Origin of the sequence: Sphingosinicella microcystinivorans, assembly GCF_027941835.1 — a bacterium.
Taxonomy (GTDB): Bacteria; Pseudomonadota; Alphaproteobacteria; order Sphingomonadales; family Sphingomonadaceae; genus Sphingosinicella.
Genome location: NZ_CP116005.1, coordinates 4,164,808 through 4,186,639 on the forward strand (window position 1 = coordinate 4,164,808; position 21,832 = coordinate 4,186,639).

At 66.0% G+C, this 21,832-nt stretch carries 24 protein-coding genes; 5 read left to right on the forward strand and 19 right to left on the reverse strand.

Going from position 1 to position 21,832, the window contains the following annotated elements:
• Positions 1–22 precede the first annotated feature (22 nt).
• Positions 23–262 carry a hypothetical protein gene (locus PE061_RS20080; protein ID WP_202626418.1) on the forward strand — a complete coding sequence of 80 codons (240 nt, stop codon included), beginning with the start codon at positions 23–25 and terminating at the stop codon, positions 260–262.
• Between the two features lie 47 nt (positions 263–309).
• Positions 310–792, forward strand: a complete 483-nt coding sequence (locus PE061_RS20085) for an AAA family ATPase (protein ID WP_013520789.1) — start codon at positions 310–312, stop codon at positions 790–792.
• A gap of 50 nt (positions 793–842) precedes the next feature.
• Here PE061_RS20085 and mobH read toward each other — a convergent pair whose 3' ends face one another.
• Positions 843–2,705, reverse strand: coding sequence for a MobH family relaxase (mobH, locus tag PE061_RS20090; RefSeq protein ID WP_003050081.1), 1,863 nt, complete (start codon positions 2,703–2,705; stop codon positions 843–845).
• Positions 2,706–3,020: 315 nt separating this feature from the next.
• Here mobH and PE061_RS20095 point away from each other — a divergent pair, with 315 nt between their 5' ends.
• The 3 genes from PE061_RS20095 to PE061_RS20105 all read left to right on the forward strand — a co-directional run bounded on the left by PE061_RS20095 (position 3,021) and on the right by PE061_RS20105 (position 4,736).
• Positions 3,021–3,647 carry a hypothetical protein gene (locus tag PE061_RS20095; protein ID WP_003050085.1) on the forward strand — a complete coding sequence of 209 codons (627 nt, stop codon included), beginning with the start codon at positions 3,021–3,023 and terminating at the stop codon, positions 3,645–3,647.
• A gap of 12 nt (positions 3,648–3,659) precedes the next feature.
• On the forward strand, positions 3,660–4,292 hold the full coding sequence (locus tag PE061_RS20100) for an RES family NAD+ phosphorylase (protein ID WP_003050087.1): 633 nt from the start codon (positions 3,660–3,662) through the stop codon (positions 4,290–4,292).
• A gap of 84 nt (positions 4,293–4,376) precedes the next feature.
• Positions 4,377–4,736, forward strand: a complete 360-nt coding sequence (locus PE061_RS20105) for a DUF3742 family protein (protein WP_003050090.1) — start codon at positions 4,377–4,379, stop codon at positions 4,734–4,736.
• Between the two features lie 6 nt (positions 4,737–4,742).
• Here PE061_RS20105 and PE061_RS20110 read toward each other — a convergent pair whose 3' ends face one another.
• The 18 genes from PE061_RS20110 to traD all read right to left on the reverse strand — a co-directional run bounded on the left by PE061_RS20110 (position 4,743) and on the right by traD (position 21,831).
• On the reverse strand, positions 4,743–6,266 hold the full coding sequence (locus tag PE061_RS20110) for a conjugal transfer protein TraG N-terminal domain-containing protein (RefSeq protein WP_003050092.1): 1,524 nt from the start codon (positions 6,264–6,266) through the stop codon (positions 4,743–4,745).
• A gap of 15 nt (positions 6,267–6,281) precedes the next feature.
• Entirely contained in the window at positions 6,282–6,629 is a 348-nt protein-coding gene (locus tag PE061_RS20115; protein ID WP_003050094.1) for a hypothetical protein, read from the reverse strand.
• Entirely contained in the window at positions 6,626–8,020 is a 1,395-nt protein-coding gene (locus tag PE061_RS20120; protein ID WP_003050095.1) for an integrating conjugative element protein, read from the reverse strand. Before PE061_RS20120 ends, PE061_RS20115 begins: the two co-directional genes overlap by 4 nt.
• Before the next feature lie 10 nt (positions 8,021–8,030).
• A complete protein-coding gene (locus tag PE061_RS20125) occupies positions 8,031–8,978 on the reverse strand; it encodes a TIGR03756 family integrating conjugative element protein (protein ID WP_003050097.1) in 948 nt (315 codons plus the stop codon).
• Positions 8,975–9,421 (reverse strand): TIGR03757 family integrating conjugative element protein, encoded by a 447-nt coding sequence (locus tag PE061_RS20130; protein WP_013520787.1) that lies wholly within the window; start codon positions 9,419–9,421, stop codon positions 8,975–8,977. Before PE061_RS20130 ends, PE061_RS20125 begins: the two co-directional genes overlap by 4 nt.
• A gap of 163 nt (positions 9,422–9,584) precedes the next feature.
• Positions 9,585–10,079: a JAB domain-containing protein gene (locus PE061_RS20135; RefSeq protein ID WP_003050103.1), complete on the reverse strand. Its 495-nt coding sequence runs from the start codon at positions 10,077–10,079 to the stop codon at positions 9,585–9,587.
• Between the two features lie 176 nt (positions 10,080–10,255).
• Positions 10,256–11,020 carry a DsbA family protein gene (locus PE061_RS20140; RefSeq protein ID WP_003050104.1) on the reverse strand — a complete coding sequence of 255 codons (765 nt, stop codon included), beginning with the start codon at positions 11,018–11,020 and terminating at the stop codon, positions 10,256–10,258.
• A 24-nt stretch (positions 11,021–11,044) separates the two neighbouring features.
• Positions 11,045–13,927: a conjugative transfer ATPase gene (locus tag PE061_RS20145; RefSeq protein WP_271256958.1), complete on the reverse strand. Its 2,883-nt coding sequence runs from the start codon at positions 13,925–13,927 to the stop codon at positions 11,045–11,047.
• Complete coding sequence (locus PE061_RS20150) at positions 13,927–14,382, reverse strand: TIGR03751 family conjugal transfer lipoprotein (RefSeq protein ID WP_023124695.1); 456 nt, start codon at positions 14,380–14,382, stop codon at positions 13,927–13,929. Before PE061_RS20150 ends, PE061_RS20145 begins: the two co-directional genes overlap by 1 nt.
• Positions 14,363–15,781 carry a TIGR03752 family integrating conjugative element protein gene (locus PE061_RS20155; RefSeq protein ID WP_271256959.1) on the reverse strand — a complete coding sequence of 473 codons (1,419 nt, stop codon included), beginning with the start codon at positions 15,779–15,781 and terminating at the stop codon, positions 14,363–14,365. The genes PE061_RS20150 and PE061_RS20155 overlap by 20 nt, the downstream gene beginning before the upstream one ends.
• Positions 15,771–16,685, reverse strand: coding sequence for a TIGR03749 family integrating conjugative element protein (locus PE061_RS20160; RefSeq protein ID WP_013520785.1), 915 nt, complete (start codon positions 16,683–16,685; stop codon positions 15,771–15,773). Before PE061_RS20160 ends, PE061_RS20155 begins: the two co-directional genes overlap by 11 nt.
• The gene (locus PE061_RS20165; protein WP_013520784.1) at positions 16,682–17,374 is read right to left on the reverse strand and encodes a PFL_4703 family integrating conjugative element protein; all 693 of its coding nucleotides are present in this window, start codon (positions 17,372–17,374) and stop codon (positions 16,682–16,684) included. Before PE061_RS20165 ends, PE061_RS20160 begins: the two co-directional genes overlap by 4 nt.
• Positions 17,371–17,781, reverse strand: a complete 411-nt coding sequence (locus tag PE061_RS20170; protein WP_271256960.1) for a TIGR03750 family conjugal transfer protein — start codon at positions 17,779–17,781, stop codon at positions 17,371–17,373. The genes PE061_RS20165 and PE061_RS20170 overlap by 4 nt, the downstream gene beginning before the upstream one ends.
• 11 nt (positions 17,782–17,792) lie before the next feature.
• Positions 17,793–18,152, reverse strand: coding sequence for a TIGR03745 family integrating conjugative element membrane protein (locus PE061_RS20175; RefSeq protein WP_013520782.1), 360 nt, complete (start codon positions 18,150–18,152; stop codon positions 17,793–17,795).
• 16 nt (positions 18,153–18,168) lie between these two features.
• Positions 18,169–18,402, reverse strand: coding sequence for a TIGR03758 family integrating conjugative element protein (locus PE061_RS20180; protein WP_013520781.1), 234 nt, complete (start codon positions 18,400–18,402; stop codon positions 18,169–18,171).
• Positions 18,399–18,782, reverse strand: a complete 384-nt coding sequence (locus PE061_RS20185; protein WP_013520780.1) for an RAQPRD family integrative conjugative element protein — start codon at positions 18,780–18,782, stop codon at positions 18,399–18,401. The genes PE061_RS20180 and PE061_RS20185 overlap by 4 nt, the downstream gene beginning before the upstream one ends.
• A gap of 98 nt (positions 18,783–18,880) precedes the next feature.
• On the reverse strand, positions 18,881–19,642 hold the full coding sequence (locus PE061_RS20190) for a TIGR03747 family integrating conjugative element membrane protein (protein ID WP_271256961.1): 762 nt from the start codon (positions 19,640–19,642) through the stop codon (positions 18,881–18,883).
• Entirely contained in the window at positions 19,639–21,831 is a 2,193-nt protein-coding gene (gene traD / locus PE061_RS20195) for a type IV conjugative transfer system coupling protein TraD (protein ID WP_013520778.1), read from the reverse strand. Before traD ends, PE061_RS20190 begins: the two co-directional genes overlap by 4 nt.
• Position 21,832 lies beyond the last annotated feature (1 nt).

Genomic DNA, 21,832 nt, shown 5'->3' on the forward strand with positions numbered 1-21,832 from the left:
CCGTCTGGCGGCGACCCAGCCCATGCTCGACAAGATCGTCGGCCACCAACGCCACATCGCTCAGGCCTACGGCATATCGATGGAGCATGCGCGCTGGCTGTTGACCACCGTGGCGTTCCACTGCCTTGCCGTGGCCGACACGGTGTACTCGGTCGCCGAACGGGAACCCGTCGTGGATGCAGACCGTGCGACGGAGGAAGCCGAGATGGAGGCCGAACTCAACAGGGCATGCACGCACTCATTGTTGGCATGCTGGCCTTGATGGATGCTGATGGCCTTTCAGGAGATAGTTGATCGTCGTTCTCGTTTGTGGGGGTTGAATGGAAATCCAGGGATGCCGTAATTGAGGAGCCTGGACGGCGTATCGTTCAGGAACAAACACGCACGGGCGGCCAGGCCCTGCCGTGGCTCGACATGACGGCCTTCCTGCGCGGGGCCATCGACCTTGCGCTAGACAACCATGCCAATGCGCCACGCAGCAATACGCAATGGGTGTTCTTCGACCGTGGCCTGATCGACGCGGCGGCAGCACCCCAGGCACTGGACGGCACTACTATTCTGGACACGATTGCCCAGTCGCATCGCTACCACTCGCGCATCTTTCTGGCCCCGCCGTGGCCTGAAATCTATGTGCAGGACGAAGAACGCCGTCACAGCATGGATGAAGCGCGGGCTGAATTCGAGCGGCTTCAGCGCACCTATCCAGCGCTGGGCTATGCGGTATCGCGGTTGCCCAAGATCAGAGTGGCGCAACGCGCTGACTTTGTGCTGGACACCTTGGCTAGCCGCTAACCTACCAAGGCGAACTCTACCGTATCTCACCGCCACGTAGGACTCCATGCTCAAATCTCTTGCGTAACTCTGAGATAAGGATTGTTGGGTGGTACTGCATCGAACAACCAATTCGCATCGATCAGCAAATACCCATGCAGCTTCCGGGACTTGCGCGGCCCGGTGACTTCACAGATCCAGATGTTCAAGCCGCTGTCGTGCTTTCGATGCAACCCCAGTTTCTCAAAGCGCTTCTGCACCCACTGCCAATCCGGCATCTTGTCCTGCCGTGCCAGCGTGCCGACATGAGGGTGCTCCTGGACGTAGCGCTGGAACACACCTGGGCTGACCAAGTAGGCCGTGTCATTCACGGAATGCACGAGCGCTTTTGCGTCGTTGATGATGAGCCGGCGCGAAGCAATTCCCTGTTTCAGCCACATCATGAAATGTTCGCCTGACGGGGGCGCTGCTGTTAGGGGTGGTTTAGCAGTAGATGGTGGTGGCGAAGGAAGCACTGCGGCAGTCGCTGGCATAGGAGTGCTGGGGTCTGCGGGGTAGCTTCTCTGTGCAACCGGCTCCACATCCTGCTCGGCACCAGGCGAGCCGCTCGTGCTCACCATTGCCAGCATGTCCTCCATGACATCGGACACGGGCTGGGCCTTAGGCGGTGAGGCGGTGACGGTACTACTGCCTTCCCAAGATGGAAGTTTCTGACCGTTCGGGGCTGCCTTCGCCATGGCCGCAGGCGGCATTTTCGGCGCCTCGGCGTCGTTTTCGGCGACTGCCGCGTCGATCGCTACCGTGCCTGCAAAAGGCGTCGGTCGCTCGCCAGATTCCCAGATCAGCGCAGGAGCGAGGCGCAACAGGGTGAACGAGTGGGACCAGCCGGTGGAACTGGTTATGGTCGCGCGCCAAATAGCCTTGCCGTCGGGCGCCGGCTGCAACATGCCGTGATCCTGGAGGACGTTGAACACCGCGGTGTTGTTCGCAGGGATGCCATCGACGCCTTGGGACAGCAGGTGCGCACGCAGTTTGTCCGAGACCGTTTTGCTCACCAGCCACAGGGCATCGTCGGTGAGCCAGCCATCGGAGGCTTCCGGCTGGTTCAGTTTCAACTGTTCCTTGAGCAGGTAGCGCAACCCGTCGAGCAGCTTGCGCTGCAGCGCGTGCTTGGGCGCAGCCATGGCGCGGGCCGGATCGCCGCCCAGCTCCTGGGCCACCGAGGCCCGGTCTGCCTGCACGACAAGTTCGCCCAGTACGCCGGCGTGCTCGTACTGCCCGGCCAGGACGTAGAGCAGTGGTGCCCACAGGGACGGATAGCCGCTGAGCCAGTCCAGGGCCTCACGGTCGAGCAGTTGGTGGTAGAGCAAACCTGTCGCGGCGCTGTGCAGGCGGTACTCGCGATCGTCGCGGTAGCGGAATCGGTATGGCTGGCGCAGCGGGCCGTGCCAAGGGTGCCAGATGCTGCCGTCGGCCAGCTCGACGTGCAGATCGACGGCGATCTTGCCGATGTCGTGCAGCAGCGCGGCGTAGGCGACGGCGGCGGTCCAGGCTTCGGACTGTGCCGCTTGGTCTTCGGGGCTGGCGCCGATGGGCAGCAGATGGGACTGCCGCAGTTTCAGACTGTAGGCGACGATTTCGAGGCCGTGGTCGAGCATGCCGCCCAGATAGGCATGGTGATGCGCCTCGGAGGCCGGGAAGGCCTGGACCAGCTCGGCGTAGCGTTCCAGGGGCGCTCGGTACAGCGTGGCGAATTGCCTGCGCGACAGCGAGGTGCGCTGCCAAATGTGCTCCAGCAGCTTCTGCCGGCGCGGGGTGGCCAGCAGCGATGCGGCCGACTCGGGCCGCATCAACCCTTTCGGGAGGACGGTGGCGGGTGCTGGCGGTGGCGCGCCGGCGACCGGGGGCCGTTTTCGCTGGAACAGGGAGAGCATGCGGGTGTCCTGTGGCGGGCCGACCGGGAGGCCTTTTTGCCTTTTCGAGGTAGGGCCTTTCCCCTTGCACCCCATTCCCTTGCCGTTTCGGCCCTTTGGCCTTTAACCGTTTCGGTATAGCGGGGCCTGGGTTGCGGTTCCAGCGTCAATGTGGAACCCGCACGAATGGATTGCGCGGCGACCAGCCGCTGGCCTCGGCCTATGCTGCGGAGACGCTGTTTTCGCCAGGTAGGTTGCTCTCTAGGCGTCAAAGTTGACAAATGCGACAAAGGCGACTAGAGTAAGTCCTGTCTCAAACCTACCTGGGAGATGACCATGCCCACCGCCATTGAATTCATTGCCGACCGTCTGCCGCGTGTCACCGTGGAGGATGTGCGCCGCTTCGCGGATACCGTCGAAATCCGGGATGCGCCGGCTTTCGCGGCCGAGTTGCAGGCGTTCATTCACGAGCGCGTGGAGGCGGTAAAGCTGCCAGCCAACCTCGAAGGTGAAACGGTGGAGCACGCCTTGAAGCGTAAGACGGCTGCGCTGCGCGCTGAGACGCGCTGGGCGCCGACTGAAACCGACGTCCAGCGAGGCCGCGCCGTGCTGCTGGAAACCTTCAACCAGCCGCACAACCTGCCGCCCGCGGAGTACGCCAAGCTGGCGGACAAGTCGCGCCAGCAGATCTACAAGGACATCCTCGCCCGTCGGCTGCTGGCGCTGAACGTGGGGCCGCGAGGCCAGAAACTGCCCGACTGGCAGCTCGACCCGGTGAAGCAGCAGTTGACCCAAACCGTGCTTCAGGAGGTCGAGGGCATCGACCCTTGGACGATCTACCGCGCACTGTCCGAACCGCTCGAAGGCTTGGGCGGCCGCTCGCCAGTGGATGCGGTGACGCATGGCACGATCGACGACGTGGCCGAGGCCGTGTTCAACGTGCTGGGCGTTCAGGTGCATTGAAGCGAGATCGCCATGAGCCACGAGCTGCCTTCGTTCCTGATCGATGCCGGTGAGCTGCTCCAGCATGTGAGCCGCGTCGTCTATCGGGGCAGCCCGCTGTACTATGGCCGCAGCAGCACCAATCGCTACGATGACCCGGCCCAGGCCTACGGGGTGCTCTACCTGGGGCGCGACCTGCCCACGGCGCTGATGGAGTCGGTGTTTCATAAGCACCAGTGGCTTGCGGACACGAAGCGCTCGATCGCGCTGAAAGAAGTCCAGAGCCGGATGGTGCGCGCAGTGGGCGTGATGGACGACGTGCTTCTGGCCGACCTCACGGCGCCGGGCGTCATGGCGGGCTACTTCGGCCTGAACCTGGAGCAGTTGGCCAGCCGCGACTACACGCACACGCAGCAGGTGTCGGCCCAGGTGCATGCGATGCTTGGAGATGACGGCCAGGTGCTGTTCGACGGGGTGCTCTATCCGTCGCGCAACAACTATCCCGCCAAGAGCATCGCGCTGTTCGAGCGTGCCAGCGCGAAGGTCAGTGTCATCGAGGACATCGATCTCGTTGACCATGTGGACTGGCCGCGTTTCGTTGCTACATACCGCATCGGCGTGGAGCCCGACCCTGGCCCGTTGGAACCGGATGACGAAGCGTCCTGAAGCAGCAAGAGAACACATTGAAGCCCTAAACAGAATGAAATGGACCAAACTGAAATAGGCATCCCTCAGCAGTAGGAGACGACCATGAACACCACGACTCGCACCAGCACCGCAGAACGCCTCGGCCGCGCCTTTGGCCGCGGATGGCGTGCCTACGCGCGCTGTGAACGGCGGGCGTCGAACTGGTTGGTTTCCAAGGGCATGCCGACGGCTGGAGCCACCGCGCTCGTGTGGATGGTTAAGCTGGCTGCGCTCGGGGTGCTGCTGTACACCACCTTCTGGCTGGCCCTGGTGATGGTGTGCGTCATGGTGGTTGCCTGGATGGCCCGCAACACCGACTTGGGCGAGGAGTTGCCCGAGCCAGAGTGGCGAAACGGACCAGCAGGATTCGGCCTATACACCTACGACGGTTTCCGCATTGATCCTCATGTCGAGGACGACTAGCAGCGATCACTTCTTCGACACTGCATTGATCGCAATGCTTCCTCCCCTTCCGCCAGCAGCCTTGGCATCTCCGGTGGCTCCTGCGAGGCCTTGCAACACGTTGCCGGCACGAACGCCCGCCCAAGCCAAGGCCATGATCCAGAACGTAGGCAGTACGATGAACATCGTGCCCGTGACAAACATCAGGAGCATGTCTCCGAAGGCGTTGTTCAGCCCCACCAGCGGGTCGAAGTTGGTGTGCGGCCGATTCCAGCCGAACCCCCAGCCATAGAGCGCATCCAGGATCGTCGAATCGATCCAGCGCGCAAGCTGAAACCAGAAGTCCGTGAAGAAGAGCGCGAACTGCACGACGCTGACGGTAACGACCGTCTTCAGATCGTAGGTGCCTACGACCAGCACAAGCGGGATGCAGATGACCAGCGCCATCTTGAGCAAGGCGAGGACCATGGGCAGAGACTGTCTCACGACGTCCATGGCGGGAAACGCGGCAATCGCGCCGACGGCCATCCCAACGTCTCCCGTGGCCCGCGTCACGATGTTCGGCAAGGTCTTGTCGATCTGGCCGCCATAGTCCGTATAGACGCTACCCTGGTTCAATTTCTGTTGCCGCGGTGACGCGATGGCGCGGATCACCGAGTCGTCCACCTCGGCCCTGCTCAGGAACCCGGCCCAGCCTGCCAGGCGATTCAACAGGTTCGGGTCCACCTGTCCCAGCAGGCGTGCCCGCAGGCCATTGCCGCCATCGGCCCACCACTGCCTGCAGGTCGGGTAGCCGCCACCGCTGCCCACCTGTGCAAGCCCCGCATCGCGGGTGCTGTCGTAGGGCCAGTCGTCGCGCGGCGTGCTTGAGCGGTAGGTGTCGTAGTAGCCGCCCGTGTCCGTGAAAAACCTCGACCCTATCCAGGTCACGTCGTGCATCTGCTGCTCATCAAGCTGAGGGCGCTGCATGAACAATTTGGCCCGCGCAGGCCCATAGCAATCCCGCGAGAAATCCGCTACTTCCTGAGCCAGTACCGGGTCGTCAATGCGGGTCGCGTCGATCTCCATGCGCATCTGCCGCAGGTCCGTGCCGCATGGGATCGCCGCCACCGAGGCGCTCGTGACGGCGCGCGAGAGCGCGTGCATGAAAGCCCACCAGACCGGCACCTTCGCCGACTGGTTGTTGATGGTGCTGAAGGACTGCGACCAGCCGGTATCCGTGGGCTGCGGCACGCTGACCTGGCACTGGGCCGAGCGCGAGCTGTCGTACTGGATGGTGTTGAGGTCCACGTCGATGAACGGGATGCCAGCGAACATCACCACCACGATGGCGACGAAGACCCGGTTCTCGATGCGCGCAGCCGAGAGCACGCCCTTGTTGCCTTCGTCGGCACCTTCCGCACGGGCCTTCAACCACTCCTGCACGATGATGGCGACGAACGGCAGCGCGAATACTCCGCTCGACACCAGCACCGCCCAGATGCCGTTGTTGACGATCCAGGACACCAGCGTCAGGTAGTACTCCAGGTAGTCGGTCGTAAAAAGCGTCATGGCGCGGCTCCCTCTTCAGCTCTGCATCAGCAGGCTGGCTTCCAGCGCCACGATGGCGACGACGCCGGCGATCTCGCTGCGCACCAGGCGTCGCCGCGCTTGCGCGTCTTCCTCGCGGGCCAGCAGCCGGCGGCGCATCCAGACCCAGCCATAGACCGTCGCGCCGTACAGGCACAGCCGCCACACCAGGAAGTAGCCCGCGCTGGCAGCCAGCCACCGCTCCCAGCCGGCAACGCTGCCGACGAGGTAGATGCCGACGAGATTGGCGCCCACGGCCGCGGCGATGATGACCACCGCCAGGAGCAGCGCCTTTGCCGCGCGCCGGCTGAAAAGCCAGCGCGGGCGCAGCCAGGCCGCGTTCATGGCGTGCCTCCCGGGTTGCCCCGCTGCAACCGATCGAGGCGGTCGGGCACCGGGTCGCCTTCGTAGATGCCGCGCGAGCCGGCCGCGCGCGTCCCGTGGCGCTGGATGATGGCCATGGGCGAGTTGTTCGCCAGTTCGCGCCGCAGTTCAAGTTCGGTCTTGAGGTTGCGGATCTCCTGATCGAGCGTGTCGCTCTCGTGGTTCACGGCCTCGACCGCCAACTGGTTGGCCGCCACGTTGGGTTCCTTCTTGCCGGTCAGCAGGGTCCGCTGGAGCAGCAATGCCTTCTCCAGCACGGACGACAACGCGACCTCGGACGCGAGACGTCGCGCCAGCAGGTCTTGGTCTGGCTCGTCGCGCAGCGCCTCGATGACGCCGCGTGTAATGGGCAGCGAGGTGCTGCCGGCTGCATGCAGGTTCTCGAACGTCGTGTTGCGCGTCCCAGAGACCAGTTCCTGCAAGGCCTCCAGCTTGGTCTCGTACTCCTCCTGGATCAGCGGCGTCAGCCCGACGCCAGGCACGGTCTCGGTCTTGGTGCAGGAATCACACGTGCGCTGTACCTGTTCCCCGAGAACCCGCGTCGCCCATTCGGTCGCCTGCTGCGGCGACGTCCAGGTCTGGCAGGACAGGCTCGCGCAACTGGCGGGCGCGATGGAGGACGTGTCAGTCACGCTGCGCCCGTTGACCAGGTTGTAGCCCGCCCGCGTCACGTCACCGACCACCCGGATGGCCGACTGGCCCGCGCCGCCGGCATTGCTGCCGCCCACCCAGGGCACGCCGTCGTTGCCGCGGCGCGTCTCGGCCTGCTCGATCGCCGATACGGCATCCGTGCTCGACACCGCATCGCGCAGCGCCATGCCTTCCGCCATCTGGCTCCATCCGAGCTGGCCGCCCGCCGTCTCGGCCATCTTCTCGGCCATCGCGCGACACGTCAGCTTGGAGCGGTCGAAATCCAGCCTCGCCTGCAGCACACCATTGGTCAGCAGGTTGTACAGCCCCGGATCGGCACGCTGGATGATCAGCGCCGGCAGCGATGCCACGGCACTGGTCGCGCTCTGGATCACGTTGCTCATGATCTGCTGGAACCCATTCGTGATCCCATTGAGCTGATTGCGCAGCGTGGTCTGGATGCTCATGTCGCCGCAGATGAGGTTGCTGTTCCAACCCAGGCCGACCCCGATCGAACGCATGCCAGCGGCGCGGCCCATGGACACCGCACTGCCACCGCCGATCGAGTACATGACCTCATCGCCGATGACGGGGCCGCTGGTCTGGAAGCCGGCCTGCGCCCACGCGAGGCCACAGACCAGGGCGAGCGCGCCGGCTAGCGCCGTGGGGCGCAGCGGGCGGCGAACCTTGGCGGATGGGTTCATCAGTTCAGGACGCTTCATCGCCGTACCCTCAATAGAAATCGACGCTGCCGAGGAACACCTGGCCCCGGCGTTCGCAGCACGCATAGGGCCGCCACAACGCCCAGGCGTAGTCGCCTTGTTGGGCCTGTGTCAGGAAGCCGTTGCGCGGGAAGACCGTGCAGGACGAGGACAGGACGGGCGTGAGTTCCTGCCACTTGCCGGTCGAGGCATCGCCCTCCATCAGCGCGCCGGCCGGCCAGTAGCCATCGCGGGAGTTGGCGAGCAGCGGCTGATAGACGTGGATCTGCCCGCGGCGCGTGACCACATCGCCGGCCCGTTGGGCCACCACGGCACCGGCCTTGTGGTCGTCCGTCTGGTGCAGGAAGCCGCCGCGCGGATAGACGTTGCCCCAGAGGTTCAGGGTCGAGCGCGCGCCGACCTCGCGCATGCCCGGGATCAATGCCTCCGGGTACACCATCTCCGGTACGTTGTAGCGCCAGGCCGGCGTGTCCAGCGTACTGAGCAGGTACGGCATGAAGGCCGTGCCTGCGCCCTCGCAGAAATAGCCCGAGGACGAGACGAACTGGTTGAACACCTCGACGCCGGGGTGGCCGATGACGTCCGCGTTCTTGAACTTCGCGAGATTGTTTTCGTGATCTTCATTGGTGGTGCCGTCCCCGCCGGCCTGGGCCGAAGGGTTGGGCGTGCTCATGGCGCGCACTTCGACCCAGGGGTTCTCGCCGGTGTTCGAGTAGGACGAAACCACCGCATCGGGGATGTAGTGCCTGACCTTGACGGACGTGCGCACCGTGCAGCCGGTCCAGGTGCAGTAGAGCCAGTAGCAGATACCCACCACCCGGTACTCCAGGCAATCGGGCGAAGCCACTGAACCCACGATGGTCGCCGTGTTCAGGGCGTAGCTGCCCGTGGCGCTGAGCAGCAGCACGGAGGTGACGGCAGCCCGCATGCGGCGCAGAAGGTCGAATGAGCGGATCACGGTTCGGCCCTCCGGTGCTGTTCGATGCGCGCGATGGCGCGGGCCACGTCAGGCTCGCCATAGACCACGTAGCGCTGATCCACCACGACAGCCGGAATGGTGGTGATGCCCAGGCTCCATGCGTCGGCAACGCCCTGGTATGCGGTGGCGATGCGACGCTGGAGGTCAGCGCCCCCCTGGCTCAGCCGGCGCTTCACGATGGCTGTTGCCTGTCCGGGATCGGCGGGCAGCGCCGCAGAAAGCTCCGCTTCGATCCGGGGCGCTTCATCCAGCTCGATCAGCTGCTCGCCACCCATGGTCCTGACCGGGTGACGGCTGTCGGTGATGATCACCACATCGGCGGCGAAGCTGGCCGGGCTGAACACGGCCAGGGAAGCCGGCAGCGCAACGGCCAGGCCAAGGGTTCGCCAGCCCGATGCGAACCTGGATGAAGATGCTGGCATGTCGAGCGCCCCCAAGAGTTGTCAAGGGCCATAGTCAAACGCCGAACGCCATGCGGCCCCAACAAACAATGCGCATCGCGGACTGCCCGCATACCTGCTTGTCTTGCGCCAATGAAAAGCGGAGGCCGAAGCCTCCGCGTGGATCAAGGAGCCGGTGCCATTGCTACAGCAGGCCGGATTCCGCAAAGGAGAACGGGGCACCCTGGCCGACGATGATGTGGTCCAGTACCCGCACATCGATGAGCGCCAGCGCGGCTTGCAGTTGCTGGGTCAGCATGCGATCCGCGCTGGACGGCTCGGAGACGCCCGAAGGATGCTGGTGGGCGAAGACCACCGCGGCGGCATTCAACTCCAGCACACGCTGCACGACGACACGCGGATAGACCGAAGTCGCGTTGATCGTGCCCCTGAACAGCGGCTCGTAGGCCAGCACCTGGTGCAGGCTGTCCAGGAACACAGCGGCGAATATCTCATTGGGCTCAGCGACCAGTTTCAGACGCAGGTAGTCCCGTACAGCGGCCGGTTGGCTGAGGCACGGTCCAGCTTTGAAGACCCGTCTCTCCAGCAGCACGATGGCTTGCTGGATGATCCAGTCCTCGTGTTGGGCAGCGATGGCGGAAAGCGACTCCAGGCAGGAGTCATTGACGGCGAAAGACATGGCGAACCTCCAGACGGTGAGATCGGAGGGCACTCGCCCTGGGAGGGCAAGCCCTCCTGGGGAACGAACAAGGTGCATCCATCACCGCGGCAGCGGTGATCGTTCGCGGCCAGGATGCGAGGCGAACGGGGTTGTGGTCAGCGCAGCGGACTGCGCCGTAGCCTTGAAGACCGGGGCTACCTGGGCATGTCGCCGACGACGTCGGCAGGCATTTCCGATGTGGGTGTGGCGGCGGGATCGCCGGCCGCGAGCATGTCCATGGCCGACAGCAAGGCATCGCCCTCGATCGGGCCCTGCAGCAGGATCGCCTTGCCGGTTTCGCGATCGTGCAGCCGCAGCGACGGCGTGGCGGTCACGCCGCTGTTCGTGGCTTCCGCAGTTTGGGTACGAATCGCCGCGTCGGGCCGCTCGCTCGCAATGCACTGTTCGATGGCTGGCGTCAGGGCGGGGTGGCGCAGGTCTTCGGGCAAGCCCTGGCCGTCGCTGTGTGTGTGGACATAGACCCACTCGACAGCCTGCCAGAAGGCGGGATGGCCGCCGGCTTCGCCCGCGCATTCCACCAAGCGCGCTTCGGCGGACGCGGCCGGCTCATGCGCGGCCAACGGCAGGTGGTGCCATTGCAAGGCCACGTCCGCATTGCCGGCTACCCAACGCTTGAGGACAGGGAAATAGGACCGGCAGAACGGGCATTCGAGGTCCGCGTAGAGCGTCAGCGTGAAACGACCTGCCGGGTTGCCCATCTGCCAAGGAGGCCCGGCCACCTGCGTCTCGCTGACAGGCGCCGAGGTTTGGGGCGTGGACTCGCCTGGCGAACGGGACACGAGCCAGATCAGCAGCAGCGCAACCAGCACTGCGCCTAACGCCCATGGCCAGCGGGCCCGCCAGCGCCGACGGCGGAACGCCTGGACCTGCATCGGAATGGATGAGCGTTTCTGTTCCATGGCGTTCTCCGGTGCACGGCAGATTCAGGGCAGGGCCAGGGCCGGCGACTCGATGCCGCGTGCCCGGTCGATCTTCTCGGCCACCTTGAAGGCGGCATCCAACTCGCTGACGCCGTGCTGCTGCATGAGCTGGTAGCGCTCGGCCTTCTCTTCGGGTTCGGTCTGCGCGAGCGCGAGATACAGGCTCGGCGGCACGGCGCGGAAGAGCACCTCCATGCTCTTGGAGAGGATGACGCCCTCGGTGAACTTGCCCGCTTCCTTGCGTGCCGAAAGCATCAGCGCCTTCTGCGCCGGCGAGAGTTCGCGGAATCGTGCGATCTTCTCCACCTCGTCCGGCGGCATCGACAGGCAGATCCACCACTCGATCATGTTGAGCATGGGCTCTGCGGCGCGCGGCAGATCGTCGATGTTTTGCGTCGCCAGCCAGAACCAGGCGCCCAACTTGCGCCACATTTTTGTAATTTTCACGACATACGGCGCGAGCAGCGGGTTCTTCGTGATGATGTGGCCTTCGTCGGTCACGTTGATGATCGGGCGGCCGAGATACTGGTCACGCTCCGCGATGTTGTTCACCGTGCTGATGAGGCTGATGTACGCGATCGAGAGCTGCGCGTTGTAGCCCTCACGGGCATAGGTCGCGAGATCCACCAGCGTGATGTCGGCCTCGGGCCACGGCGTGCCGTCGCGGTCGAACATCTCGCCGTCCGTGCCTTGGCAGAACATGTCCATCGCGTCCGCCATCTCCAGCAGCCGCACGCGCCGCATCTCGGGCAACGTCGGGTCCTGGCCGCGGGTGCGCAGCGCATTGCGCACGTCGCGCGTGAGCACCGTGCGCTTCTCGGCCACGCAGTGCTCGGCGGCGTCGAGGATGCACTGGCGGATCAGCGAGCGGTCGGCGCGCGTCATCCTGGCTTCCTCCTTGTCCTCGCCGCCAGTGATCATCAGCCGCGCCGTGATCTCCAGTTCGCCCAGCACGTCGCGCTGTTCGTCCGCCTCCATGGCTGAGGCATCGGGTGGCAGGTCTTCGTCCAGCGCATCGGCATCGAGCGTTTGCACATCGCTGGGCGTTTCGATCAGCCGGCGCGCGTCGGCGAACGGCGCTAGGCTGATGCCCGATCCGGGGGCCAGCTTGACCCGATTCACGGTCAGGCCCAGGCGCCTGGCGAAGTCGCTGAACAAGCCGAAGCTATTGCCGGCTTCCACGATGAAGAGGCGCGGCCGATAAATGGCCGTGACCTGGTTCAGCAGATTGTTGAGCGTGGCCGATTTGCCGGAACCCGTCGGGCCGAACAGGAACAGGTGGGCGTTCATCTGCCGGTCCAGGCGATTGAGCGGATCGAAGGTGATCGGCCCGCCGCCGCGGTTGAACATCGTGATGCCTGGATGCCCCGTACCCTGGGCACGGCCCCACACCGGCGACAGGTTTGCCGCGTGCTGGGCGAACATCAGTTGCGTGTACCACCGGCGCCGATCCTTGCCGGGGTTGTAGCAGCACGGCAGCCAGCGCAGGTAGCTGTTGAGCGGCGCCACCTCATCATCCTCTCGCACCGGCTGCAAACCAGCGTTGAGCATCACGTTCGCCAGGTCCAGGCCGCGCCGATCCAGTTCCGCCTCGTCGCGCCCGCGCAGGTAGAACGCCAGCGTGCCCCGGTAGAGCTTGTGCGCGCTGCCGATCAGCGAGCGGGCTTCATGCACGTCCTTGAGCGTCTGCTCCGACGCCAGCGTCTCGCCCACGGCCTTCTTCGCCAGGTGGTTCAGATCCGATTCCAGGACATCCTGGGGCGTGGCAACCATCGTGAGACAAAGCAAGGTGTCTTCCGGCATCTGGTCGAACAGCGTGTTGATCGCATCGCCCTTGCGGGTCTCGCCGGTTAGATGTCCCGTGCCGGGCGGCATGCGCAGCCGGTCGGTGATCAGCACACGGTGCGGCATGCCGTCGAAGTACCAGGTGCCGTGCTCCACGTCGGAGCGTGGCTGGCCGAAGAACAGCCGCTGGCTGAAATCCCGCCCGCTCGCCAGTTCGATCTCGCCGGCCTCAGTCTCGTCCGGGTAGCGCGCCAGCGAGTAGAAGCGCTCCCGGTCCTCCACCCCAGGGCCGAGCAGCGTGGGGCGCGGGTTGAACCATCGCAGCAGCCAGTCGTGAACGTCCGCTGCAACCATGCGCCGGGCCTGGATGCCAGCATTCGCCAGCCCGCCGCACAGGCGATCGCAAACGATGCCCAGCATCTGCTCGGGTGTCTGGCTGCGGCGGTTTGACTGTCCCTGACCGCTCGCGCGGCGGTACACCACCATGCGCACGCGCCGCGTCTGGCCGCGCCAGCGCAGCCGCGTGACCACCGTGTCCTCGAATAGGCCTCCGGGCTTGGCCACAGCGCGCAGGTGGTGGCCGAAGAAGCGCAGGTAGAACTCGGTGAACGCCGAGCCGCGCGCACGTGGCTGCACGTAATCGCGCAAGGTCTGCATGTACTGGTCGAAGCTCGGTTCGTCCTGGGCATAGAGCTGGAGCACCCACGGGTTCTCGTCCAGTTCATCGAAACTGTCCTGAAGCGCGTTTTCCAGGGCATCGCGGGCGTGGGCGAGCCAGCCAGGCTCCCGGCCTTCGGTGCCCAGCGGCACCAGCTCGAAGAACGCCGCCACCGATTGGCCGTCCTCCAGGAGCATCGATTTCGACTCGGGCATGAACTCCACCCAGGGCAGCAGTTCCACGAAGGACGGCGCAACGTCGTACAGCGCCTGCTCGTCGGCCAGGGTCGCTGGCTTGCGGCCGTGGACTGCCGAACCGGGTTCGGGGATGCCGGCCTGGCGCAAGGCCTCGACGTGGCGCTGCCAGCTGTCCGGCTGCTCATCGCTGGCCGGGTTGCTAGAGCCGACGCCGGCCAGCTTCGGCCAGGGGAGTTTCCACCGCATCAGTAGTCCTCCACGCGCTCGCCCGGCATCGCGTACTGGATGCGCTGGTAGAGCGGGAAGACGGTCGTGTAGCCGGGCACCGGCACGGGGTCGGTGCCGGCCAGGTGCGGGTACACGTACATCACGAGATCGGGATTGGGCAGACGCTGGAACTGGCGGTGGACCTCATTGCGCGCGGTGCGCGTGTAGCGCATCTGCTCAACAGGTGCGGCCTGCACGTCGGCGTCGGTCAGGGGCCGACGCAGGCTCTGGCGCGCATCGAGCAGCTGGCGGCCGGCGTTCCGCCCGGCTGCGCCACCGCCACCGCCGTCGCCGGCTTCCTGCTGCCAGATGTCCATCATCGTGCGGTCACCGTGGGTCAGCAGCTTTTCCTTGCTGGTGGCGCAGCCGCCAAGCACCGCGACGGCGAGGGCCAGTGCCAGGCCACGGGCCAGGTTAGTCAAGTTCGAGTGCATGGCTTTCTCCTGCGCGGTGATCGACCTTGCGGCCTTCGGGATCGAAGTCGATGGCGAGCGGCTTTTCGAGGTGGACGGCAACCTTGGCGCCGGGTTGGACATAGACGGCGGCGAAGGCTTGGCCGTAGAGCTTGTTGACCCAGGCCGACATGTCCCGGACACCGCCCGCGAGAATCTGGCCGACCGCTTCCTGGCCGGTGATGCCCACGGTGCCGATGGAGCCGTCCGAGCCGACATAGGACATGCGGCCGCTGTCACTCTCGATGAGCGAGGCCACACCGGCACCGGCCGCGGTGATCAGGGCCTGCGAGCCGAGGTATTGCTGGGCGTTGCTGCGCCGCTCGCCGCTGACGCAAGGAATGCCGCGGGGATCGCTGATCCAGCCCAAGCCGTCGCGCTGTTGGTTGTTCTGCTGGTTGCCCTCGCGGTCCTCGGGGATTGTGCGAATCGTGCCGTCGTTGAAGACGAACGTGATGCTGCGCACCTGGCCGCGCACGCAAGAAAGCGTCCAGTCGCCCGAGGCGGTGCCGCTGAACACGGCGCCGGCCACATCGGGAATGTCGATGCCGTTCGCCGTGAGGTTGTCCGGCCCCACCAGCACCTTGAAGGGGTACGGGTCGTTGACGGTGCCGTCGATCGGCACACGCCCGATCAGCGCTGTCATCGCCACCGAGCCCATGAGCGTGGAGTTCGTGGGGACGGTATAGACGGGCTTTGCGGTCTTGACGCCCGCGGCGCGTGCCCCGGCGTTCGCCACGGTTTCCGCCGTGGTTTGCAACGTGCTCTGCTCGGGGCCGAAGCTCGTCGGGAAGCTCATGCCGCCAGCCGTGCCGCGCCCCCTGTTGCGTCCCTCGGCAGGCTTCGCGTCATCCGGTTCAACCCAGCGCATGCCGCCTTCCATCCCGGCCTCGTCGCCCCCCTGCAGCCCCAGGCCCACGGGCAGATCGGCATGGCTGCCACCGCGCCCACCAATGCTGTCCAGGCGCCGCTGTAGGTCGGCGAGTAGCCCTTCGGTCTGCTGGCGCGTGCTGGCCGCCTGCTCCTGGTCGCGCCGCAGGTTGGAGCGCTCGGACTCCAGCGCAGAGTTGATGCGCTGGTCGATCGAGTTCTCGCGCTGACGCAGGCGCTGGTTCTCTTCGCGCTGGGACTTGTTGTCCGAGAGCGCCGTCTGAAGCTCGGTGCGCAACTGCTTCACTTGGGCGACGAGCGTGGCCACGGTGTCGCGCGGGGTATCGCCTTCGATGCCCAACGCCTTCATTTCTTCTGGCGTGAGCTGGGCGCCGGCATCGCTAGCGGGCGGCGCCGACGTGCTTCCACCCGAGAACAGGCGGATGCCGACGAACAGCACCAGGATGGCGACGGGGATCATCAGCCACTTCAGGAGTCCGTTACTGCGCATGATCGGCCTCCTTGCGTTCGGTGGCTTCGGCTTCTGGCTGCGGCAGATGCACGGCTGGGTCGAAGCGGTGAATGGCCGGCAGCAGCGACTGCGCCAAGCCGTGCCCGCGCGTCACCAGGTACAGGACGGTCGTGTCCTCGGGCACGCCGTGCGGCCCGAGCGCCTCATGCTGGAAGGTCGCCGTCAGGAAATCGCCCTGCAGCACACGCGGATCAAGCGTGACCCAGCCGGCGCTGGTATTGGTCAGGCGCACGGCCGTCACCCATTGGTCTTCCAGACGCCACGACGCGAGCGCGAGTGCGCGCACGGGCAATGTCGGCATCAGCGTGCCGAGGTCCATGTCGCGGCGCAGGTTGATGCGCATGACGCCCGGCAGTGGCTCCACGGTGCGCAGCGGCGCGTAAAGGCTCTGCGCGGCGAAGCGGGTCAGCACCACGGGGATGGGGGTTTCGCGCCGCGCCGGCCGCGCACCCGACTGGTCCTGGGCGCGCGCCGGGGCCTCGGCACCGTTGGACTGATCGCCATAGCGAGCCGGAGTGCTGCTGTCCTCGACGATGCGCACCGGCTCCAGTTCGGCTTCGCCGTCCTTGGGCGCCTCGGCCGCAATGTCCAGCAGGATCAGCGCGCCGGTGTCGGCGTCCTGCAATTGCAGCCGCGTGGGCTCGATTGGCTCGCTGGCGCGCAGGTACACCGCGCCGCCTGCGCTCTGTACGCGCAGGCGTTCGCCCACGCCCGCAGGCACTCCGACGCGGACGTTGCGGTCGATGAACACGATCCGCTCCTGGCCGACCTTCAGCGGCACCGCCAACGGCATGCGTTCCCAGCGCAGGATCTCCACCGCCTGAGCGGCGGGGAACGCAGCCACGGCCAGCAGCCCCAGCAGCATGAGTACAGGGTGCTTCATGGGGTATTTCCTCCTTGAGGCGCGTGCGGAGACAGACCGCCGGATGCCGGGCGCGTCGGTTCCGGGGTGCTGATGCGCTGGGGCGTGCCGTCGTAGCAGTCGAGCGCCAGGCCGAAGGGGTTGCGTGCGGGGTCGATGTCCACCTTGGTGACTTTCACCGGGTAGCGCACCAGGGCGCGCTTTACCTGCTCCGCGCCGTAGTACTCGTCCGCCGTGATGTCCAGCGTCACCACCCAGTCGCGATCGGAGACCGTGCGCACGCGCGCCGTAGGGTCGTCGCCGTAGCCGCGGCCGGGGATTTCGTAGATGCCGCGCACGCGCTGGCGCAGCTCGCCCGTGCTGCGGCGGTAGTCGTAGTCCGCGCGCAGGAAGGCCTGGCAGGACGGCGTGAGGTACGGCGAGAGCGTGTGGAGGTTGCGGGCATAGTCCTCCTCGCCATTCGTGGGCCAACGGTTGAGGGTCTGGAACACGTAGAACGTGAACGCATAGACCGATTCGGGCGGCACCTCCCACCATTTCCGGGTGCTGCCGGAGCGCAGGTCGGGCGGGACATGGATGGTCAGATCGCGTGGCGCGCTCCACCAGCCGCCGCCCATCACGAGGGCGACGATGACCAGCGCGCCGGCACCCAGGCGAAGCGTCTTGATGTGCGCCTGCAGGTGAGCGATCTCGTTCTTGAAGCGGCTCATCGCGCACCCCTTGAAGCAGACCTGCGGGTGGTCCAGAAGCCGGAGCGCGAGATCAGCACATGGCCGCCCACCCAGCCCGCCATCAGCGGATGGCGCGTGGCGATGCGCCATTGCAGTTGCCGGTACAGCCAGGTGTCGGGGCGCCCGCGCTTCAGGCGCCGCAGGATGCCGCCGCCGATGAACACGCCCAGCGCCACGCCCAGCACAACGAACGTCGGCGCCAGCGCGATCGTGCGGAACATCCAGGACAACGGCGTGCCGACCAGCAGGCCGGCGGCGCCGGACAAGCCGCAGCAGATCCACAGCTCGTCGGCGGTGAGGCCGCGCACGACAACGGGGTGGCGGTTGAGCCGATGCGGAAGGAACGTCACGGTCCCGTCCGCACGGACGTGCTGCTGCTCGGACATACCGACCTCACTTACAGGATGCCGGTGGCTTCGGTGAGCAGCCAGATGCCGATCACGAGCAGCACGGCGCCGATGGCGACCGTGAGGCCGAACTGGCCCCACGTCTTGCGGCCGGTGTGGATCTCCGCGTAGGTGCCGTAGGCGTGGTAGCAGACGCCGATAAACATCGACGCCACCACCAGCAGGGCCACAAGCATGATGATGTCGTAGCCGTAGTTGCGGATCGTCTCCATGATGCCGTTGCCGGTGCCGCGCGTCGGGTTCTCCAACTGCGGCAGACCTTGCGCGAACGACAGCGCCGGCAGCGCGGTGGCGCCCAGGGCCACGGCGGCCCGCTGGGCGAGACGGGAAGTGAGGATGCGGTTTGGCATGGTCAGGCCTTTCAGGTCAGGAGAGGAGGAAGAAGGTCAGGACGAGGTACATCGCGACGAAGCGGATGCAGACACCGAGGAACTGGCGCTGGTTGAGGCGGCTCTCGGACCACCCCACGTAGGCCGTTCGGATGGCCCAGACGCCCCACACGAGCAGGACCGCGAACACGACGCCGACCAGGACGGTCGCCATCGCGGAAGGCGCGATGCCGCTGTTGGCTTGAAATGCCGAGACCTGTGCGCCGTTCATGGCTTGCCCTCCGCAGTCGTCGCCGGCAGCGGCTCGGACGCCCGCTCGGTGCGGTAGTCGCCGGCCAGTTCGGAGGGGTCGCGCGGCTGGGCGCGCGACGGTGTGAGATGGGCTCGGATGCCAGCGCGCACGCGCGCCAGGTCAGCCAACAGCCTCGGGTAGTCGAAGTGGTAGCGCTCGCCCGGCGTGATGGGGGTATGCGCGGCGCTGTCCGCGACGGTGCGCTCCAGCGCGTCGAGCTGGCGCAGCGCGGCGATCAGTTCCTGGCGCTGCGCCGGGGACTCGGCCAACGCCATCGGGGACTGCCCCAGCACGAGGGCCGTCACGAGAAAATTGGGCACGCCGCGATGCGCGGCGCGCAGCCAGATCGAAGCCACCATCGCGCCATTCCTGTGTGATCAGCAATGGGTTGATCGTGGAGATCAGGGCTGTTTTAGGCCGCAAACAATAGGAACCTGCGGATGACCGGATTGATGGCTTAGAGGTACTTTTTGAAGCTGCCCGCGGTCAGGCTCACCGCGAGTCCCAGCAAGGCCGCGCTGGGCAGCAGAATCACCAGCGGATGCACCGAAATCGGCAGCGCGAGGTAGGTGACCCACGGCAGCACGGCTAGCGGCATCAACGAGGCTTTCGCACGGTGGTAGATGAAGCCCGATTCGCGGCCCGCGCCGAACCGGCGCACGTCGCGCCGCACCAGCCCGTCGATCAAGCCGACGAAGGCCGCGGTAAGGATCAGCGGTAGCGTGAGCACCAGGACCAGCAGGCGCACCAGGAACGTGAGCGTCGTGAAGGCTGCGGCGATCAGGTAGCTCTCGGCCCAGACATAGACCTGGCTGATGTAGTAGCGGAAGTTGCGCACGCCGTCCTGGCTCTTGCCCAGGCTGGGCGCACGGGCGCGCTCTGCGGTCTGGCTCGTGCGCTCCAGCAAGCCTGAGCGCACGAACACCCATTCGTAGCCGGTATCCACCAGTTGGTGTGCTGTACGCCCTGGCTCCTGCACGACCACGCTGCGCGTGAAGTGGTTCGACAGGTGCCCCAGCTCGTACTGCAGCATCTGCTGGGAATGCCGCCAGCCTTGATCCTTCCAGAACAAGTGCATGCCGACGCACTCCACCACGATCGAGAACAGCAGCGAGCCGATCAGCACCCCGAGCAGCCGGAACGGCAAGGTGATGGTGCCGACGATCAGGCCCTGGCGCTGGTTCTGCTCCCGTTGCGCGGTTGAGGCGGCATCCTTCATGGCGATGCCTCGTTGCCTGCGCTGTCCTCGGCGCCGGTGACCACCGCGCCAGGCTCGGCCGGAGCGGCGTCATCCAGCAGATCGTCGGGCAAGGACGCATCCTGCAAGGCCGGGGAACTGGTGAACTCCCACCACTGCGTGGCCTCGCTGTAGCTCCGGCGCATGTACCCCGCGAGTTGCTGCAAGTCCGCCGGCATCACTTCGTCCGGGTCCGGCGCCGGCAGCGGCATGCGCACCTTCCAAAGCTGGCCGCCCTGCAGCAGCGCGAAGCATTGGCCTTTGGGCAGGCCGACGACATGCGACGGCTCGATCATCGGTACGCTGGTGCTGCTGATCCGGTCCTGCGTGTTCGACGTGAAATCCGTCGCCCCACGGATGTCCGAGCTGTCGGTGGCGCCCGAGACGATGGTGGTCGTATAGACCTCGACCTTCGGCAACTGCCGGGTCAGCAGTTCGGCCGTGGCGGTCTCCCTGACCCTGAGCATGAACAGGTTGTTGAAATTTCCGATCACCTGGCCGGCCTTGGCCCGGTTGCCGATGCGGGCCTCGATGTCCGAGAGGGTCTGCGTGTACGCGGTAACCTGTAGCCCGGCACCACCGCCCTTGTTGATCAGCGGCACGAATTCGTCACCCATGAGTTCATTGAATTCGTCCGCATGGACATTGATCGGCACGCGCGCGCCGGCCGATGCACCCGGCAGGCCGTCGTCGATCCCGTGCTTGTAGATGTGGCCGGCGACCGACACGAGATCGCTGAACATCGAGTTGCCGACTGCGGCGGCGACCTCGGCGTCGGAGAGCGCATCCAGGCCCACATAGACGATGGCGCGCTTTCGGATGACCTGCATCCAATCGAAGATCGGACGTGGGTCGGCCAGGTCGGAGTAGTTCGGTGCCAGAAGCTGGGCGATCTTGCCGCTCGTGAGCTTCTCCAGCAGCGGCAGCAGCGATGCGACGATCTTGTCGAAATAGGTCTTGTCGTAGCGGACGGCACTGCGCAAGCCGTCGAGCACCGGGTCGTAGTTGCGCGCCTGGGAGAGGTACTGCTCCAGCGCCACGACGCGCTTCTCGCGCCCGATCATGTTCCTGGGGATGTTCTTCTCGTTGAGCTTGGCCTCGATCTGGACGATCACCTCCCAGGCCTTGGGCTCCGTCTTGGCGAAATAGTGCTGGGCGTACTCGATGAACAGCGCGTCGATGTTGATGACGTGGCGCTGGATCAGCATGTAGTCCGGGCGCTGCCCCAGTTCCACCAAGGCGCGCGCGATGATGTTGACGAACCGCCACGCGAACTCCCTGAAAGCGGCACTGTTGCCTTCGCCGGAGAGCTGCCCCGCGATGCGCGTCGCCACTTCCGAGATCCGGCCGAAGCGGCCCACGGCGTTGTAGCGGGCGCTGATTTCCGGCCAGCCCAGGTGGAAGATGTAGAACTCGCCTTCGCGGCCCGCGCGCTGGGCCTCGACGTACATCCGCTTCAAGAGATCGGCATCCCCCTTGGGGTCGATGACGATCACGACCTCGTGCTCGCCCGCGGCGTTCTTGCGGCGGATGTCCTGGGTGACGAACAACTCGGCGAGCCGCGTCTTGCCCACGCGCGTGGTGCCCAGCACCAGCGAATGCCCGACGCGCTCGCCCAGCGGCAGGCTGACATCCACCTCGTCGGGTTCGATGCCATGCAGCCGCGGCAGGCCGCCGACCGGCGGCAGCGGGCGCACCGGATTCATGGGCACGTCCCAGCCCGTGAGCGCGGGCAGCCGGGACAGCGGGAACGGCGCGAACTCCAGCCGTTCCTCCAGGCGCCTCGCCAGCCGGTAGGCCGGCGTCGGCTCCACGTACCGGCGAAACTCCGGCCGGTACGTCTGCATCAGCCTATGGGTGTGCTTCTGCTCCCAGAGGAACCCGCGCCCCACGAACAGCCGCTGCTGGCTGACCGGCACGTCCTTGCTCGTCATCACGTACCGCGGCAGGCGGCGGATGTTGCGCCGGTAGCGCAGGATGACGCGGGCATCGCGATAGCGGATTGCGCCGTAGGCGCCGAACGCCAGCGCGCTGCCGACGCCCATCGCTGGGCTCAGCGCGAGCGACCATGGGGCCACCAGGCACAGAAACGCGGCGCCTGCACACGCCGCGACGGTGTATAGCTCCACCGCTGGACGTAGCAGAACCTCGACCGGCTGTTTCCCCGACATG